A 14774-nucleotide genomic window follows, 5' to 3' on the forward strand; every position below is an offset into this window, starting at 1 on the left:
TAAGCTCACGATACAAGTATCGTCACCCACCGATACAAGTATCAAAACCCTCTTTTACGAGTCCTTTTTTCCTTTGTTTCATCCCCTAAATACATGTTATAAAGCATGTATACAGTCCTTTTTTTGATTTATTTCCTCTTTTTTGCCTGTTAAAATTTATTAAATTACAAAAGTATCAGTTAGCGAAAAACTGAAAAATCAGACTTTATGAAAGAGAAAACCGGATTTTCAAAACATTTTATTTTTCAAGAAAAAGCAGATACGTAATCGAAAAACGATCAATCGACCGATGGATGGATAAATCCGTAATCGCATACAGACACAGGGACGAACTGAACATCTTTTTGCTGGACGTGAATGAGTTTACAAACTCAAGCTAAAACCGGATAAATATTGGTCAAATATACCGTTAAAAAGAGATAAAGAAAACTGATTGTCAATTCTTTTTCTTATCTTTTAAATTAGTTCTAAATCATCAGACTTATGAAACAGACATCACTCTTTTTACTGTTTTTCCCTTTGCTGTTATGGTCGTGCAAAGACGAGGAACAATGTCCGGCCAAGGACTATGTGGAAGCAACCTTCCAACTGACCGGAGAATGGGCAGAAGATTACCCTCAATTTGAAGAATTTATGGATTACATTGGTATCGAAGTACTGCATGCAGACGGAACGCCTTATGCATATGGTCTGTTTGATGATATTGATAGCCCTAAAATCAAACTATACCCAAACGAGCAGTACATCATTAGAGCTATGCTTGTACCAGATGGAAGAGAGAAAATACCCGTTTCATTAAATGGTTGTCTCGGAATTACAGATATCTTCTGGCTCAACAAAATAAATTCTGAAGGAAAACGCCAATGTAGTAATGTAGAAGAAAATTTCATCTACGACAACGAAGTACATTTCTGGCAACTGGAATGCCCACTATATACCTATCCTTATAAAATATATGCAGGACATATCCCTCTATACACCCCTTCATCGGAACATATAATTACGCTTGATATGAAAAGAATGTTCAGCACAATCCTACTATCATATGATGAAGAAGCTATTGCTGAAGTTGATGCAATCTTTTACTACCTCAATCATTTCGAAGAAAATGAAATATTTTATATAAATCGTAAAGAAGAACAAAAAATTGATTGCTCCCTTATTTGGGAAACAAAAAACAATTGGTTACCCGACAATTGTTTTTTAAATGATGAGTTACGTATCTCCATGACTAATAAACCTTATGATATTGTTTATTCGCTTAAATTGGAACGTGGGAAAATACAAAAGATAGATGTAGAACTTTAATCACATGAAAGTCGCTTAGTCGAAACGGAGCTTGTGCGCGAGGAAATGCTGAAAAACGGGATACGTGTTTAAGAAAGTTCAATATACATTGTATATATTATATATATATTATATATTTGCAGAAAAGACGGAATTATGGAAGCAACAGTAACATACAAGAAAAAGATAATCGACCTGAAGGAGGACACTTTCAAGGCTCTTTCGGTCATGGCAGCACGCCAGGGCACAAACCTGAAGAAGCTGATCGAAAGTCTGCTCGACAAGACAGCGGAAGAATACGACGACAGCGAAGCATACCGCTATATGTCCGAAAAATATCCGGAAGGAAAGGTGAAGCTGGAGAAGAACGAGCGCAAGGAATTTATGGACTGGCTGGGAGTGGTTGAGAAATGAGGGTTGAATTTTCAAAGGAGTTTGAAAAGGCAGTCCGCAAGCTCTCAGGGAAGATGCTGGATTCAGTGCGTAATTCGGTACAAGAAGTTATCAATTCCGGGAGCATTGAAGAACTGACGGACTGCAAGAAGCTGGTGGATTTTGAGTTTATCTACCGTCTGAGGATAGGCAGTTACCGTGCCTTCTTCAGCTATCATGTACAGATAGTGGATGACTGCGTAATGTTTCTCTATCTGGTACCCAGAGGTCAGGCATACGACAAGAAGATGGAAAAGAATCTGAAAAGAAACGATAAAAAAGCCATCTCAAAGTGAAGTGATCTCAAAAATTGGACAGTTTAAATATCCTTTAATAGAAAGAGTTCGGTATAACGCCGAACCCTTTCCATTTAACCGACTTTTGATTCTTTCACAAAGTTACCATTTTTCTTTTAGTATCTGTCTTCTAATCACTTATTATCTATAAAAACAGGCTCAAAGGTTCTAGTAGTAACAATAGGGGTTGTGTTGTATGGCTCTTTAGGATAAAGAGTAACAGTTACTTTTACATAAACTTTATCTGAATCTGTCCACCAAATATCATTCCTTTTAACCCCTGTCGTGATATAAGGGCGAGCCTCCGCATGAGTTTTCTCAACTATACCATAATCCAAATTCTGTATAATAATCCGGCTAAAAACAGAATTAGAAGAAAGGACATACAAACTGTCTTGCTTTGAATAAAATTCATATTCAGGAACCATCCTGTAATATGTTTCTCCTACTTGTGAGTTAGGAACATTAATTATTTGATTAGGTCTATTTCCTACACCTTCTTTTATATATAGTAATTTTGTTGACACTTCATATTTATCAATATAATCCTGTATCGCAGGATTTATTTGCACAGGGCAATCTGTTAATTCGTAAACAGTTCTTATCCCCATATTCCCTGTCATTTTATTTGGTACAGTATTTCTACTTGAAGGAGATAATATAGGGTACATCCAATCATAACTTGTAGCTGTAACTTTAGGAGCACTGCTTACATTCCATACACCCAACAAATTGTTATAAGAAGGTAAAAATACATCCTGAGGAGTTGGTGTAGTTCCTGGTAACATCAATTGTGAAATAGGTGATATATTCGATTGCTGTTGGCTTGTTATTGCCCCTTTTAAATTGATTTTAGATGTAGTTTGTATCTTAATATCACTTGTGTTTGTCGTAGTAGATGTTGATTGGCGACCAAAGAACTTTTTTACTAAAAAATTTCCTCCAGCCTTTATTATTGAACCAACTGTTGAAGACAATAATCCACGTGAATTTGTGTTTTCATCAAAAATCTTTTCAAACTTCTTCTGCGCTTTATCAGCTAAATAATTTACACCTTTGTTCAAAGCATCTGGGGTTTTTAAAGTAGTAACGTTCGTGGTTGTAATCATTGTTCCTACAGACTGTGAATAAGATTCTCCGTTAATTACCAAATTTTCATATTTTATATCAAATGCACTTAAGCTAAAAGCTATGTTTTTGCTTGCAGAAGAAGGATCATAAACTAATAAATCAGCTTCAAAGGAATTCCAACCCCGTGACAATGCCTTTGTTGGCGTATTAGTTATATTAAACACTAACATTTCACGATTATCGGTGATTTCGTTTGCCGGTAACGTAAGGTCGCTGATATCATTCAACAGAGCCGTACCTTCATTGAAAGTAAACTGCCAATAAGTATCACTACCTGACGTAACATTATTTTTATTATATACGAATCCTCTCAATTTTCCGCTGAAAATATTATAGAATAGCAAATAGTATTTATCATCCTGTGCATTAGCTGATGGTGAGCATGTGTTGTATACCATTTTCCATCCATCTGCAACCGTATAATCCTTTAATATATATGAAGGAATATTCGCTATAGCACCAGAATACCACGGTAATATTACATTTTCATTTACATTTACCAGTGAAATACTTGACGAACTTTCCCAATCAAAAGTCGGTGATGTTGTCACAGTTGAAACTCTTGATCGAGAAGAACTCATAGATGGCTCCAATTCATCCAATACATCTAAATCGGAACAAGACATTAATAATGCTGCCGAACAAATGATATATAATAACTTATTCATAATATTATTTAAAACCAAATTGTTACACTATTATCAAAATTGTCGTATTGAAAAGCTACAACATTGTTCATATCTATACTATAAACATAATCATAGATTGATGTAACGATCAAATAAGGAGATTCTATGTGATAATCTTTCACTTCAATAGCTTCTTTAGAAAAGCCTATTTTTTCATATATTATATATACTTTATCAGCATGATAACCTTGTAATTTTTCAATATTCAATTCTGCCATAGAAGGAGGAAAATCTTCATTATCACATGCGGATAAAATAAACGATAAACTACATATTACCGTCGTAAAAAGTAAATTCTTAAGTTTCATAGAAATGATTTATTTTTATTAATTTAAAGCAAAAATAGTAAAAAAAATAAATTTTCAATCATTGCTCTTATTTTTTAATAATTTATCATATTTCTTTTCACAAGAACAATTAATGCTCTTTACTAAAAGTTTTAATAATAAAAATAGAAATCTTTTTTTGATAAGATCTTTATAGATAAATTGAAAAACTTTCGCGTTAAACCAAGCATCCGATTTTTCTATTTCAAAACCTTTATCTACCTTGCAATCAAATTAAAAACTACAAATCTATGAAACTGAAAGCACTTATATTATTATTCGTACCTTTTATGCTATGGGCATGTAAAGACGATAACAACCCGTGTAATGAGCCAAACTATATGGAAACTTCTCTCACCCAAATTCAAGGAGAGCTTACTATTGATTATGGTGAAAACATCCTGCAAGATGAAAATACACTATACGGAATTACTGTACGATTGGAGAACAGGAAAACCTATGCCTATGGACTATTTGATGACCTAAGTAAAGCAATTGTACGACGCGATGCCAACCGACAGTACTGGGCAAATACAACCGTTGTACCCTATGGTAAACAACGATGCTCACACGATGAAAATGGGAATTATGGAGACTTATTCACCATACACGGTAACGGGAAAATAGAAAACTGCCCCGTTACCAATGAATTTATCTATTGTGATACTACAATGGAAGTAAATGGATTTCGGGAAAGTCTACTACCTATATCAAGCTATCCCTACGACATTTATGTAAGTCATGATGCTCTTGCATACAAAGAGAAAGAGAAGGAGCATACTTTTACCACATTTAAATACAATGGATACATCCGCTTCTTTGCCTATAACCTTTCACGAGGTAGGTTTGAAATACAAATGAACGAGATGGACAAACAGTTTTCCCTTACACCGCAGGAACAAGAGTGTATCCTTCCTTTTACCTTACAAAACAGAATCCCGTATCCTACATAGATGTGTGATAGTTACTCCAGTGAAGCTACATTCAAAGTAAGATACATAGATGAAGAACGACAAATCGACCGATGGATGGATAAATCCGTAATCGTACACAGGGACGAACTGAACATCTGTCTGCTGGATGTGAATGAGTTTACAAACTAATAATTGTATTTATAAAGCCACACAAAGCAATAAATCGTTGTTGTATTCTCCTTCATCCGTTAAAAAAACGTATCACCGCTGATTCAGAAAACAAAATAAATGCTGTATGACAACTATTTCGTATCTTTGCGACTATTGAATACAAACAAGCATACAAAATAGTTTACATGAAACAGCAGTACAACAAAATCAACAATCTGGTGGGATGGCTTGCCTTTGCCATTGCAGCGTTTACCTACTGCATGACCATTGAGCCGACTGCCAGCTTTTGGGACTGTCCCGAATTTATCACAAGTGGATATAAACTGGAAGTAGGACACCCGCCTGGTGCTCCTTTCTTTATGCTGACAGCCAACCTGTTCAGCCAGTTTGCAAGCGACCCGTCGCAAGTGGCTATGATGGTGAACATCATGAGTGCACTGATGAGTGCCGCCTGTATTCTTTTCCTCTTCTGGAGCATCACGCATCTGGCCAAGAAACTGATTTGCCCCAAAGACGAGGAAATGACAACCGGAAAGATGATTACCATCATGGGTTCCGGTCTGGTAGGTGCACTGGCTTACACATGGAGCGATACGTTCTGGTTCAGTGCTGTAGAAGGAGAAGTGTATGCATACTCCAGCCTGTTTACCGCACTGGTATTCTGGCTGATACTGAAATGGGAAAACCGGGCACACGAGGCACACAGCGACCGCTGGCTGGTGCTGATTGCCTATCTGACAGGTCTTTCCATCGGTGTGCATCTGCTCAACCTGCTTTGTATCCCTGCCATCGTACTGGTATATTACTATAAAAAGAATCCTAATGCCAATCTGAAAGGAAGCCTCCTGGCTCTCTTCGGCTCTATGATACTGATTGTAGCAGTGCTGTACGGTATCGTACCGGGTATCGTGAAGGTAGGAGGATGGTTCGAACTGTTCTTTGTCAACAGCCTGGGATTCTCGTTTAATACCGGACTGATTGTCTACATCATTATTCTTGCAGCCAGCATTATCTGGGGTGTATACGAAAGCTATGTGGCAGTAAGCCGCAAGCGGATGAACATCTCTTTCCTGACTACCATCGCCTTGCTGGGTATTCCGTTCTACGGACATGGATGGAGCAGCATACTGATTGGTGTGGTTGCATTAGTTCTTATCGGACTGTATCTTTTTGCCGATTTGAGCGAGAAGTTCCGTGTCAGCGCCCGCACGCTGAATACTGCACTCTTGTGTATGATGATGATGGTTGTAGGTTATTCTTCGTATGCACTGATTGTCATCCGTTCTACTGCCAATACACCGATGGACCAGAACTCACCGGAGGATATCTTTACACTGGGTGAATACTTGGGCCGCGAGCAGTATGGTACACGTCCGTTGTTCTACGGTCAGACTTATGCTTCGAAACCGGCCATCAAGGAAGAAAACGGCAGTTATATGTACGATGTGGTAGAAGGAGCTCCGGTTTATCAGCGTAAAGAGAAAGAGCGTCCCGACGAAAAAGACAGCTACGAAATAGTCCGCCACAAAACAGAATATAAGTATGCACAGAATATGCTGTTCCCACGTATGTGGAGTTCGGATCATGCAGCGGCCTACGAAAGCTGGCTGGGCGGTGTAGAAGGCCGTCAGGTGCCTTACGACCAGGCAGGAGAAGTGGTGATGCTGAAGATTCCTACCCAGTGGGAGAATATCAAGTTCTTCTTTGTTTATCAGCTGAACTTTATGTACTGGCGCTACTTTATGTGGAACTTTGCCGGACGACAGAATGATATACAGGGACAGGGCGAGATAGAACATGGTAACTGGATTACCGGTATTCCGTTTATCGATAATTATCTGGTAGGCGACCAAAGTCTGCTGCCTAGTGAACTGAAAAACAACAAGGGACATAATGTGTTCTACTGTCTGCCGCTTATTCTGGGACTGATTGGTCTGTTCTGGCAGGCGTATAAGGGAGAAAGAGGTATCCAGCAGTTCTGGATTGTATTCTTCCTGTTCTTCATGACCGGACTGGCTATCGTTCTTTATCTGAACCAGTCGCCGCAACAGGTGCGCGAACGCGACTATGCTTATGCGGGTTCGTTCTATGCCTTTGCCATCTGGATTGGTCTGGGTGTGGCAGCCATCTCCGAATATCTGTGGAAGAAGATGAAAGAGACCCCGGCATCGGTATTGGCAAGTGTAGTCTGTCTGCTGGTTCCGGTACAGATGGTGAGCCAGACATGGGACGACCACGACAGAAGCGGACGATATACTTGCCGCGACTTCGGACAGAATTATCTGAACTCTGTGCAGGCAGAAGGTAACCCGATTCTCTTCACCAACGGAGATAATGATACATTCCCACTCTGGTACAACCAGGAAACAGAAGGTTTCCGTACCGATGTGCGTGTCTGCAACCTGAGTTACCTGCAGACTGACTGGTACATCGACCAGATGCGCCGTCCGGCTTACGATTCTCCGTCTGTACCTATCAACTGGGATCGTATCGACTATGTATCGGGACATAATGAAATAGTATATGTACGTCCGGAGGCCATGAAGGCTATCGAAGGATTCTACAAGCAGAATCCTGAAGAAGCAAAGAAGGAATTCGGTGAAAATCCGTACGAACTGAAGAATATCATGAAGTACTGGGTACGTGCTCCGAAAGACGGTTTGCAGATGATTCCTACAGACAGTATCGTGATGACACTGGACAAGGAGGCTATCAAACGCTCGAATATGCTGATTCCGGATTCTATTCCAGACTATATGACTATCTCACTGAAGGGTAAACGCATGCTGACAAAAACAGAGCTGATGATGCTGGAAATGCTTGCCAATACCAACTGGGAACGCCCGATGTATATGGCAATTACGGTAGGTTCGGACAATCATCTGAATCTGACCAACAACTTCCTGCAGGAAGGCTTGGCTTACCGCATCACTCCGTTCAACAATGCCAAACTGGGCAGACACATTGATACTGAAAAGATGTACGACAACCTGATGCATAAGTTTAAGTTTGGAGGTATCGATGCTCCGGGTATCTATCTGGACGAAACGGTATTGCGCATGTGTGATACACATCGCCGCCTGTTTGTGACATTGGCTTCGCAGCTGATAAAAGAAGGCAAGAACGACAAGGCGCTTGAGGTGCTGGATTACTGCGAGAAGATGATACCAAGCAGCAACGTACGCCACGACTATCTGTACAGCAGTTCGAAGGAAATGGCTGACTGCTACGCCAAACTGGGACATCCGGAAAAGGCTGAAGCGATTTATGATGAACTGGCTAACAACGCGACTGAATATGCCATGTGGTACCTGAGCCTTGACGACAATCGCTTTGCTTCGTCGAGCGAAAACTGCATGCGTAATTTCTATATATTGGATGATGTGTGCAAGAGTCTTTCTGAGCTGAAGACCAAAGACGGTAAAGAAGTGAAATCGGCTTTGCACTATGCACAGAAGTTTGAACAGCTGTACTCTGTACTGGAAAAACGAATAGGAAGTAACACACCAGCCCAATAAGCGTATGTTTATAGAACAACCTCCTGAACTGATACGCCTCCTTTATCCACGCGCCTTATGGCGTATGGATAAAAAGGAGAAAGCAGTGTATCTGACTTTCGATGACGGACCGATTCCGGAAATAACCGAATGGGTACTCGACTTACTGGATAAGTATCACATCAAGGCTACCTTTTTCATGGTGGGCGACAATGTGCGCAAACATCCTGCTGAATATCGGAAAGTGGTAGAACGCGGACATCGGATAGGAAATCATACGTTCAACCATATCCGCGGATTTGAGTATAAGAGCCAAAGTTATCTGGCAAATACCGATAAGGCCGACGAGTATCTGCATACGGACCTGTTCCGACCGCCACACGGACACATGGGATGGGGACAGTATCGGACACTCAGAAGCAAATACCGGATTGTGATGTGGGATTTGGTTACCCGCGACTATAGCAAAAGACTGAACGGACCACAGGTGTTCGAAAAGGTCAAGAAATATGCAAGGAACGGTTCTATCATAACCTTCCACGATTCATTGAAGTCGGAACAGAACTTGAAGTATGCATTGCCCCGCTCCATCGAGTGGTTGCTGGAACAGGGATATCAGTTTAAAGTATTCGACTGAAAAAATAGTTTATAAAGGAATATGCGGAATCTTAGCGAGACTCAACGGGCTAAGATTTCGCATATTTTGTCTTGAAACGAACGGGCTTCACGGGATTTCAACACATTCTGGTTGATAATGACGAAGGCCAGCATGTGACCGTTGGAAGCATGTACATAGCCTGCCAGCGAACTTACTCCAGTCACAGAGCCTGTCTTGGCACGTACATTGCGAAAGGCTTTTCCTTTTTTCATACGCCCCTGAAGGGTTCCGTCGATTCCGGCTATCGGCAAAGCTTCGTAAAAAGGCTGGAATACCGGTGCATGGTAATAGGCGTATTTCAGATAAGCGAGCAGCAAAGCCGGCGACACATAATTGTACAGGGAAACTCCGCTTCCGTCTACAATCCGGTAGCGCTCCGGTAAATGACCGATTTCTTCTTTCATAAACCGGCAGATGGCTTCCTGGCTTTCCTCGAACCCTACATAGAGTGTATCGGCTTCCTGAATTCCGACATGATGAAACAGGGCTTCGGCCGACAAGTTATCGCTCTTTTTCAATGCGCGCTTCAGCACTTCATCTATCGGACGACTGCATACCGCAAGGGAAATGGTATCTGAAGGACAAAGGCCTTTTGATACTGCACGCAAGGTAATTCCTTTTTCACGCAGACGACAACGGAAGGTTTGCAGAAAGAAATTCTCGGAAGAGTACAGATTCAGTACACGGGTGGTCTGTCTGGTGACATTGCCCGAAATACGGATGGTGTTCCCGTTATGAAGCCAGTCGCGGGTAATACGCAGTTTTCCACTGGTCGCATCGTAACTTTTTGCCTGATTGTCTACTGTATAATAATCGGATACAGGATTAACCTCTACTTGGGGAGACTCTCCTTTCGACTGAGGGGTAACGGTTATTTTTACACATCCCCGGTTGAGCATCAAAGCGGAAAGATAAGGTTGGAAAGACTCCGGAGTGTCGTCCCACGACCATCCCGGTCCCCAGTATACGGAATCGGTCAGTGATACATCGCCTATCAGGTCTCCTTCTATCGTACGAATACCGGCATCGTATACGGCTTGTGCAAAACGGTCCAGGTCTTCTTCCGTAAATTCCGGATCGAAGCCTCCTGCCACGTAAAGATTGCCTTTCAATGTGTCTTGACAAAGGGTTCCGGTATAGGACAAGTGGGTACGAAAACAATGATTTTCTCCTAAGCGGGCCAGAGCGGTAACGGCTGTAATGACTTTCTCGGTAGAAGCCGGACGGTATAGTTTGTCGGCCTGATACTGATAAAGGGAGGTTCCTTCAGTCAGGTCGAACACGGTAATACCGACTTCCGACCTTTGCAGCACAGGATCAGACTGTACCAATGCGTCCAAACGTTCGCGAAGAGTCTGTGCGCTTAACACACACAGACTACACAACCAGATGAATATTGTCCACTGTACCCGTTTCATATTGCTATTATACAGATTTAGTCTATTTCTCTGAATATTTCTCCTACTGTAGGATGAGGGAACACGTACTTTTTCCAGTCGGAATACCGTCTTCTGTCTTCTATCATCATACCGGCCAGCACTATCAGTTCCGACGAAGGATTTCCCAGAAGATGTACACCTAAAAGCACATCGTTCTCGTCGACCAGTACTTTACAAAAGCCGTTCATGCCTTCATTTTCGGCTACAAAACGACCTGAATAAGTCATCGGGAGCCGAATGGCACGATAGGTGGTGCCAGATGCCTGAAGAGCTTCTTCAGTTGCTCCTACAGAAGCTATTTCGGGATTGGTGTATACAACTCCCGGAATGGCACGATAGCTCATCGGGTCTTGTTTGCCTAAAATATGGTGTATGGCGATTTCTGCCTCTCGTACGGCTGTATGAGCCAGAAGGGAAGTACCGTTCAAGTCGCCACACACATAAACTCCCGGTACGGAAGTCTGCATGTATTCGTCTACACGTATGTTTCCTCGTTCGGTGGTAGCAAGTTGCAGGTTCTCCAGTCCGAATCCTTGCGTAACCGGACGGCGTCCTACACTCATCAGGACTTTCTCGGTGGTTACATCACCTGTACCTTCTGCATTTTCGTAGGATACGATGGTACCGGTTTCGTCTTTTCTGAATGCGGTGACTTTCGTATTCAACAGGAATTTTACACCGCGTTTGGTGTATTCGGTGCGTAACAAGGCAGCGAGTTCACGGTCTATTCCGCCCAGAATTTCTTCCATCATTTCAATAACGGTAACCTGTACACCCAAACTGTTGAAGAAAGAAGCAAACTCCATACCGATGACTCCTCCTCCCACAATGACAAGCGAATGGATGGGTTCTTTATTGTCGAGGGCATCACGATGTGTCCAGTATCCGGTTTCTTCCAGACCGGCAATAGGAGGTATGAATGTTTGGCTACCGGTACAAAGAAGCAAATGCTCGCATTCGTATTCGGCTTCACCACAACGTACTGTGTGGGAATTGACAACCTGTGCTTCTCCGGTTACCAATGTCACATTGCAGGCAGCAAGCCGGGCTTTGATTCCTAATACCAGTTTGCGTACCACTTTCGACTTACGGGAAATAATCTTTGCCAGGTCGTATGAAGCCTCCGGTACTTGCACAGCGTATTTGGAAGCGTGACGGGCATAATCGAATACCTTAGCAGAATAAAGCAAGGTTTTAGTGGGGATACATCCTTCGTTCAGACAAACTCCACCTACATTGTTTTTCTCGAATAAAACTACACTGAGACCAGCCTTTCCGGCTGCTTCGGCTGCTGTATAGCCTGCAGGCCCTCCACCGATAATCGCTACTTGGTATTTCATCTTAGTTTATTTTAAGGTTAATCTATTTTTCAATGTATTCCATCATCGGATTGACTTTTTGCATGTATGCAATGAAAGCTTTCCGGTCCATCGGATCAACAGTACAGTATCCTTTTGTGTGATGCAGCAGGATTTGCTGGCTCTTCCATTTTTTCGAATCGTATTTCAACTGTAGAATACCGTGCAGTTTCGTGATTCCGGTAAATCCGCGACGAATCCATACGTCTCCGTTTTCGTATACCTCAATCCGTGTCAAAAAACGGTCTGTCCATAAGATTACCGGAGTCAATAGCGCCAAACAGCTCCAGCTGTGTGCAGCATCCAGCAATGGAACAAGTATACACACTACAACCACCAGCACAAAGACTGTTATCTGAAATATAGTTGTACGGCTTTTAAATACTTGTACCATTGTATACCTCCATTCTTATTGTTCTGTTTTTTTCTGTATCCAGCGGATAAATTCACTGCTGTTTTTAGGAGAAATCTGTACCGTATGATTCTTTTCACCCTGACGGTATACAATCTCGACACGGGATACAGACAAGGCTGGGGCTACAGAATATCCTTTTGTTTCGTGTATGGCCACGATGGAATTCAGTTCGATGGTGGAATTCGGAATAAAACGTCCGGTTTCAATCTTCAGCTTACCGTCTCCCGTTACGATATAGCAGGTATGAATCAGCATCTCTATTTCAAAAATCATGACTACCGACAATAGAAGGGTAAGAAGCGTATAATGAAACCAAAAGAAATCAAATAATAGAAAGGCGGTCACAATTATCAGCAACCAGTACCACCAATCGACTTTAGAATGGAATGTTCTGTTCATTGTTTCTACATTGAGATTTATTGGGTGAAGATAACAAATTATCATCGAAAACTATACAATTCGGAATACTTTTAGAAAAAACAAAGGAAGCACATACAGCAGTATCAGTTTTTTTGTAGTTTTGCAACAATATATATACATAATGCTATGGTAAGAAAATTCGATTTTCTCGTTATCGGTTCAGGAATTGCCGGAATGAGCTTTGCGCTGAAAGTAGCGCACAAAGGCTCGGTTGCACTGATCTGCAAAGCCGGGCTCGAAGAAGCCAATACCTACTACGCACAAGGAGGAATTGCCTCGGTTACCAATCTTAAGGTAGATAATTTCGAAAAACACATTCATGACACAATGGTAGCCGGCGACTGGATCAGTGATCCGGCAGCGGTAGAGAAGGTAGTCCGAAATGCACCTGCTCAAATAGATGAACTTATCAAATGGGGAGTAAATTTCGATAAAAAACCAGATGGGGAGTTTGACTTGCATAAAGAAGGGGGACATTCTGAGTTCCGCATTTTACATCATAAAGACAATACGGGAGCTGAAATACAAACCAGCTTGATTGAAGCGGTAAAACAACATCCTAATATTACTGTATTCAGCAATTTCTATGCGGTAGAAATCATCACACAGCATCACTTGGGTATTATTGTTACTCGTCATACACCGGGAATCAAATGTTTTGGTGCCTATGTACTGAACGAAAAAACAGGTGAGGTAGATACTTTCCTGTCGCGCGTGACAGTCATGGCTACAGGGGGATGTGAAGCAGTGTATACTCATACTACCAATCCGCTGGTTGCTACCGGAGATGGCATCGCAATGGTATACCGTGCCAAAGGAGTTGTCAAGGATATGGAGTTTATCCAGTTCCATCCTACTGCCTTGTATCATCCGGGAGATCGTCCCAGCTTCTTGATTACTGAAGCGATGAGAGGATATGGAGCCGTTCTGAAGAACCTGGCAGGAGAAGAGTTCATGCAGAAATACGATCCTCGTCTTTCATTGGCTCCGCGAGACATTGTTGCGCGTGCCATCGACAGCGAAATGAAGCAGCGGGGAGATGATCATGTCTATCTGGATGTAACGCATAAAGATCCGGAAGAGACCAAAAAGCATTTCCCCAATATATACAAGAAGTGTCTCAGCCTGGGAATCGATATTACAAAAGATTATATACCGGTAGCTCCGGCTGCTCATTATTTGTGTGGAGGTATTAAGGTGGATTTGGATGGACAGTCCAGCATCAAACGCTTGTATGCATTGGGAGAATGTTCTTGTACCGGATTGCATGGAGGAAACCGACTGGCTTCTAATTCACTGATTGAAGCAATTGTGTATGCAGAAGCTGCAGCTCAGCATGCACTGAGTGTGTTCGACCGCTATGATTTCAATACCGATATTCCGGAGTGGAATGATGAGGGTACAATCAGCACAGAAGAACGAATCCTGATTACCCAAAGTATGAAGGAGGTGAATCAGATTATGGAATCGTATGTGGGTATTGTACGAAGTAATCTTCGTCTGGTACGTGCATGGAACCGACTTGATATCTTGTACGAAGAAACAGAACGTCTGTTTAAGCGCGTAAAAGCTTCCAGAGAAATCTGCGAACTTCGTAATATGATTAATGTGGGTTATCTGATTACACGTCAGGCTATGGAGCGTAAAGAAAGCCGTGGACTACATTATACCATCGATTATCCACACAAGGAAAAGAAAGATTAATGTATCGGGCTGTTACTTGCTGATTATATAATAAAAA

Annotated in this window: 14 protein-coding genes; 8 read left to right on the plus strand and 6 right to left on the minus strand. The window is 41.8% G+C overall.

Features of this window, described 5'->3' with window-relative positions; genetic code table 11:
- Positions 1–483 precede the first annotated feature (483 nt).
- The 3 genes from WKU26_RS04420 to WKU26_RS04430 all read left to right on the plus strand — a co-directional run bounded on the left by WKU26_RS04420 (position 484) and on the right by WKU26_RS04430 (position 2015).
- Positions 484–1308: a hypothetical protein gene (locus WKU26_RS04420; protein ID WP_340321043.1), complete on the plus strand. Its 825-nt coding sequence runs from the start codon at positions 484–486 to the stop codon at positions 1306–1308.
- A 135-nt stretch (positions 1309–1443) separates the two neighbouring features.
- Entirely contained in the window at positions 1444–1701 is a 258-nt protein-coding gene (locus tag WKU26_RS04425; RefSeq protein ID WP_278614445.1) for a hypothetical protein, read from the plus strand.
- On the plus strand, positions 1698–2015 hold the full coding sequence (locus WKU26_RS04430; RefSeq protein WP_340321044.1) for a type II toxin-antitoxin system RelE family toxin: 318 nt from the start codon (positions 1698–1700) through the stop codon (positions 2013–2015). Before WKU26_RS04425 ends, WKU26_RS04430 begins: the two co-directional genes overlap by 4 nt.
- Before the next feature lie 134 nt (positions 2016–2149).
- Here the strand turns inward: WKU26_RS04430 and WKU26_RS04435 are convergent, their stop codons facing one another.
- Positions 2150–3814 carry a hypothetical protein gene (locus WKU26_RS04435; protein WP_340321045.1) on the minus strand — a complete coding sequence of 555 codons (1665 nt, stop codon included), beginning with the start codon at positions 3812–3814 and terminating at the stop codon, positions 2150–2152.
- A gap of 8 nt (positions 3815–3822) precedes the next feature.
- On the minus strand, positions 3823–4143 hold the full coding sequence (locus tag WKU26_RS04440) for a hypothetical protein (protein WP_340321046.1): 321 nt from the start codon (positions 4141–4143) through the stop codon (positions 3823–3825).
- Between the two features lie 269 nt (positions 4144–4412).
- Here WKU26_RS04440 and WKU26_RS04445 point away from each other — a divergent pair, with 269 nt between their 5' ends.
- The 4 genes from WKU26_RS04445 to WKU26_RS04460 all read left to right on the plus strand — a co-directional run bounded on the left by WKU26_RS04445 (position 4413) and on the right by WKU26_RS04460 (position 9380).
- Positions 4413–5114, plus strand: coding sequence for a hypothetical protein (locus WKU26_RS04445; RefSeq protein WP_340321047.1), 702 nt, complete (start codon positions 4413–4415; stop codon positions 5112–5114).
- Entirely contained in the window at positions 5115–5264 is a 150-nt protein-coding gene (locus WKU26_RS04450) for a hypothetical protein (protein WP_340321048.1), read from the plus strand.
- A gap of 167 nt (positions 5265–5431) precedes the next feature.
- Entirely contained in the window at positions 5432–8764 is a 3333-nt protein-coding gene (locus tag WKU26_RS04455; RefSeq protein ID WP_340321049.1) for a DUF2723 domain-containing protein, read from the plus strand.
- 4 nt (positions 8765–8768) lie between these two features.
- Positions 8769–9380, plus strand: a complete 612-nt coding sequence (locus tag WKU26_RS04460; protein ID WP_269878714.1) for a polysaccharide deacetylase family protein — start codon at positions 8769–8771, stop codon at positions 9378–9380.
- A gap of 41 nt (positions 9381–9421) precedes the next feature.
- Here WKU26_RS04460 and dacB read toward each other — a convergent pair whose 3' ends face one another.
- From dacB to WKU26_RS04480, 4 genes are read right to left on the minus strand one after another with little or no spacing between them, the layout of a single operon-like run.
- On the minus strand, positions 9422–10819 hold the full coding sequence (gene dacB, locus WKU26_RS04465) for a D-alanyl-D-alanine carboxypeptidase/D-alanyl-D-alanine endopeptidase (RefSeq protein ID WP_340321050.1): 1398 nt from the start codon (positions 10817–10819) through the stop codon (positions 9422–9424).
- Positions 10820–10836: 17 nt separating this feature from the next.
- The gene (gene lpdA, locus WKU26_RS04470; RefSeq protein WP_340321051.1) at positions 10837–12180 is read right to left on the minus strand and encodes a dihydrolipoyl dehydrogenase; all 1344 of its coding nucleotides are present in this window, start codon (positions 12178–12180) and stop codon (positions 10837–10839) included.
- A gap of 22 nt (positions 12181–12202) precedes the next feature.
- A complete protein-coding gene (locus WKU26_RS04475; protein WP_340321052.1) occupies positions 12203–12592 on the minus strand; it encodes a hypothetical protein in 390 nt (129 codons plus the stop codon).
- Between the two features lie 15 nt (positions 12593–12607).
- A complete protein-coding gene (locus tag WKU26_RS04480; RefSeq protein ID WP_340321053.1) occupies positions 12608–13012 on the minus strand; it encodes a PH domain-containing protein in 405 nt (134 codons plus the stop codon).
- Between the two features lie 147 nt (positions 13013–13159).
- Here WKU26_RS04480 and nadB point away from each other — a divergent pair, with 147 nt between their 5' ends.
- The gene (nadB, locus tag WKU26_RS04485; RefSeq protein ID WP_269878723.1) at positions 13160–14737 is read left to right on the plus strand and encodes an L-aspartate oxidase; all 1578 of its coding nucleotides are present in this window, start codon (positions 13160–13162) and stop codon (positions 14735–14737) included.
- Positions 14738–14774 lie beyond the last annotated feature (37 nt).

Source organism: Phocaeicola sp. HCN-40430, assembly GCF_037890285.1.
GTDB lineage: Bacteria > Bacteroidota > Bacteroidia > Bacteroidales > Bacteroidaceae > Phocaeicola > Phocaeicola acetigenes.

Excerpts from the sequence above, each read along its gene's own strand:
- WKU26_RS04460 (WP_269878714.1), top strand. The coding sequence starts at position 8,769 with ATGTTTATAGAACAACCTCCTGAACTGATACGCCTCCTTTATCCACGC.
- WKU26_RS04435 (WP_340321045.1), bottom strand. The coding sequence starts at position 3,814 with ATGAATAAGTTATTATATATCATTTGTTCGGCAGCATTATTAATGTCT.
- dacB (WP_340321050.1), bottom strand. The coding sequence starts at position 10,819 with ATGAAACGGGTACAGTGGACAATATTCATCTGGTTGTGTAGTCTGTGT.
- WKU26_RS04475 (WP_340321052.1), bottom strand. The coding sequence starts at position 12,592 with ATGGTACAAGTATTTAAAAGCCGTACAACTATATTTCAGATAACAGTC.
- WKU26_RS04480 (WP_340321053.1), bottom strand. The coding sequence starts at position 13,012 with ATGAACAGAACATTCCATTCTAAAGTCGATTGGTGGTACTGGTTGCTG.
- WKU26_RS04420 (WP_340321043.1), top strand. The coding sequence starts at position 484 with ATGAAACAGACATCACTCTTTTTACTGTTTTTCCCTTTGCTGTTATGG.
- WKU26_RS04455 (WP_340321049.1), top strand. The coding sequence starts at position 5,432 with ATGAAACAGCAGTACAACAAAATCAACAATCTGGTGGGATGGCTTGCC.
- WKU26_RS04445 (WP_340321047.1), top strand. The coding sequence starts at position 4,413 with ATGAAACTGAAAGCACTTATATTATTATTCGTACCTTTTATGCTATGG.
- WKU26_RS04440 (WP_340321046.1), bottom strand. The coding sequence starts at position 4,143 with ATGAAACTTAAGAATTTACTTTTTACGACGGTAATATGTAGTTTATCG.
- WKU26_RS04425 (WP_278614445.1), top strand. The coding sequence starts at position 1,444 with ATGGAAGCAACAGTAACATACAAGAAAAAGATAATCGACCTGAAGGAG.
- WKU26_RS04430 (WP_340321044.1), top strand. The coding sequence starts at position 1,698 with ATGAGGGTTGAATTTTCAAAGGAGTTTGAAAAGGCAGTCCGCAAGCTC.
- lpdA (WP_340321051.1), bottom strand. The coding sequence starts at position 12,180 with ATGAAATACCAAGTAGCGATTATCGGTGGAGGGCCTGCAGGCTATACA.
- nadB (WP_269878723.1), top strand. The coding sequence starts at position 13,160 with ATGGTAAGAAAATTCGATTTTCTCGTTATCGGTTCAGGAATTGCCGGA.
- WKU26_RS04450 (WP_340321048.1), top strand. The coding sequence starts at position 5,115 with ATGTGTGATAGTTACTCCAGTGAAGCTACATTCAAAGTAAGATACATA.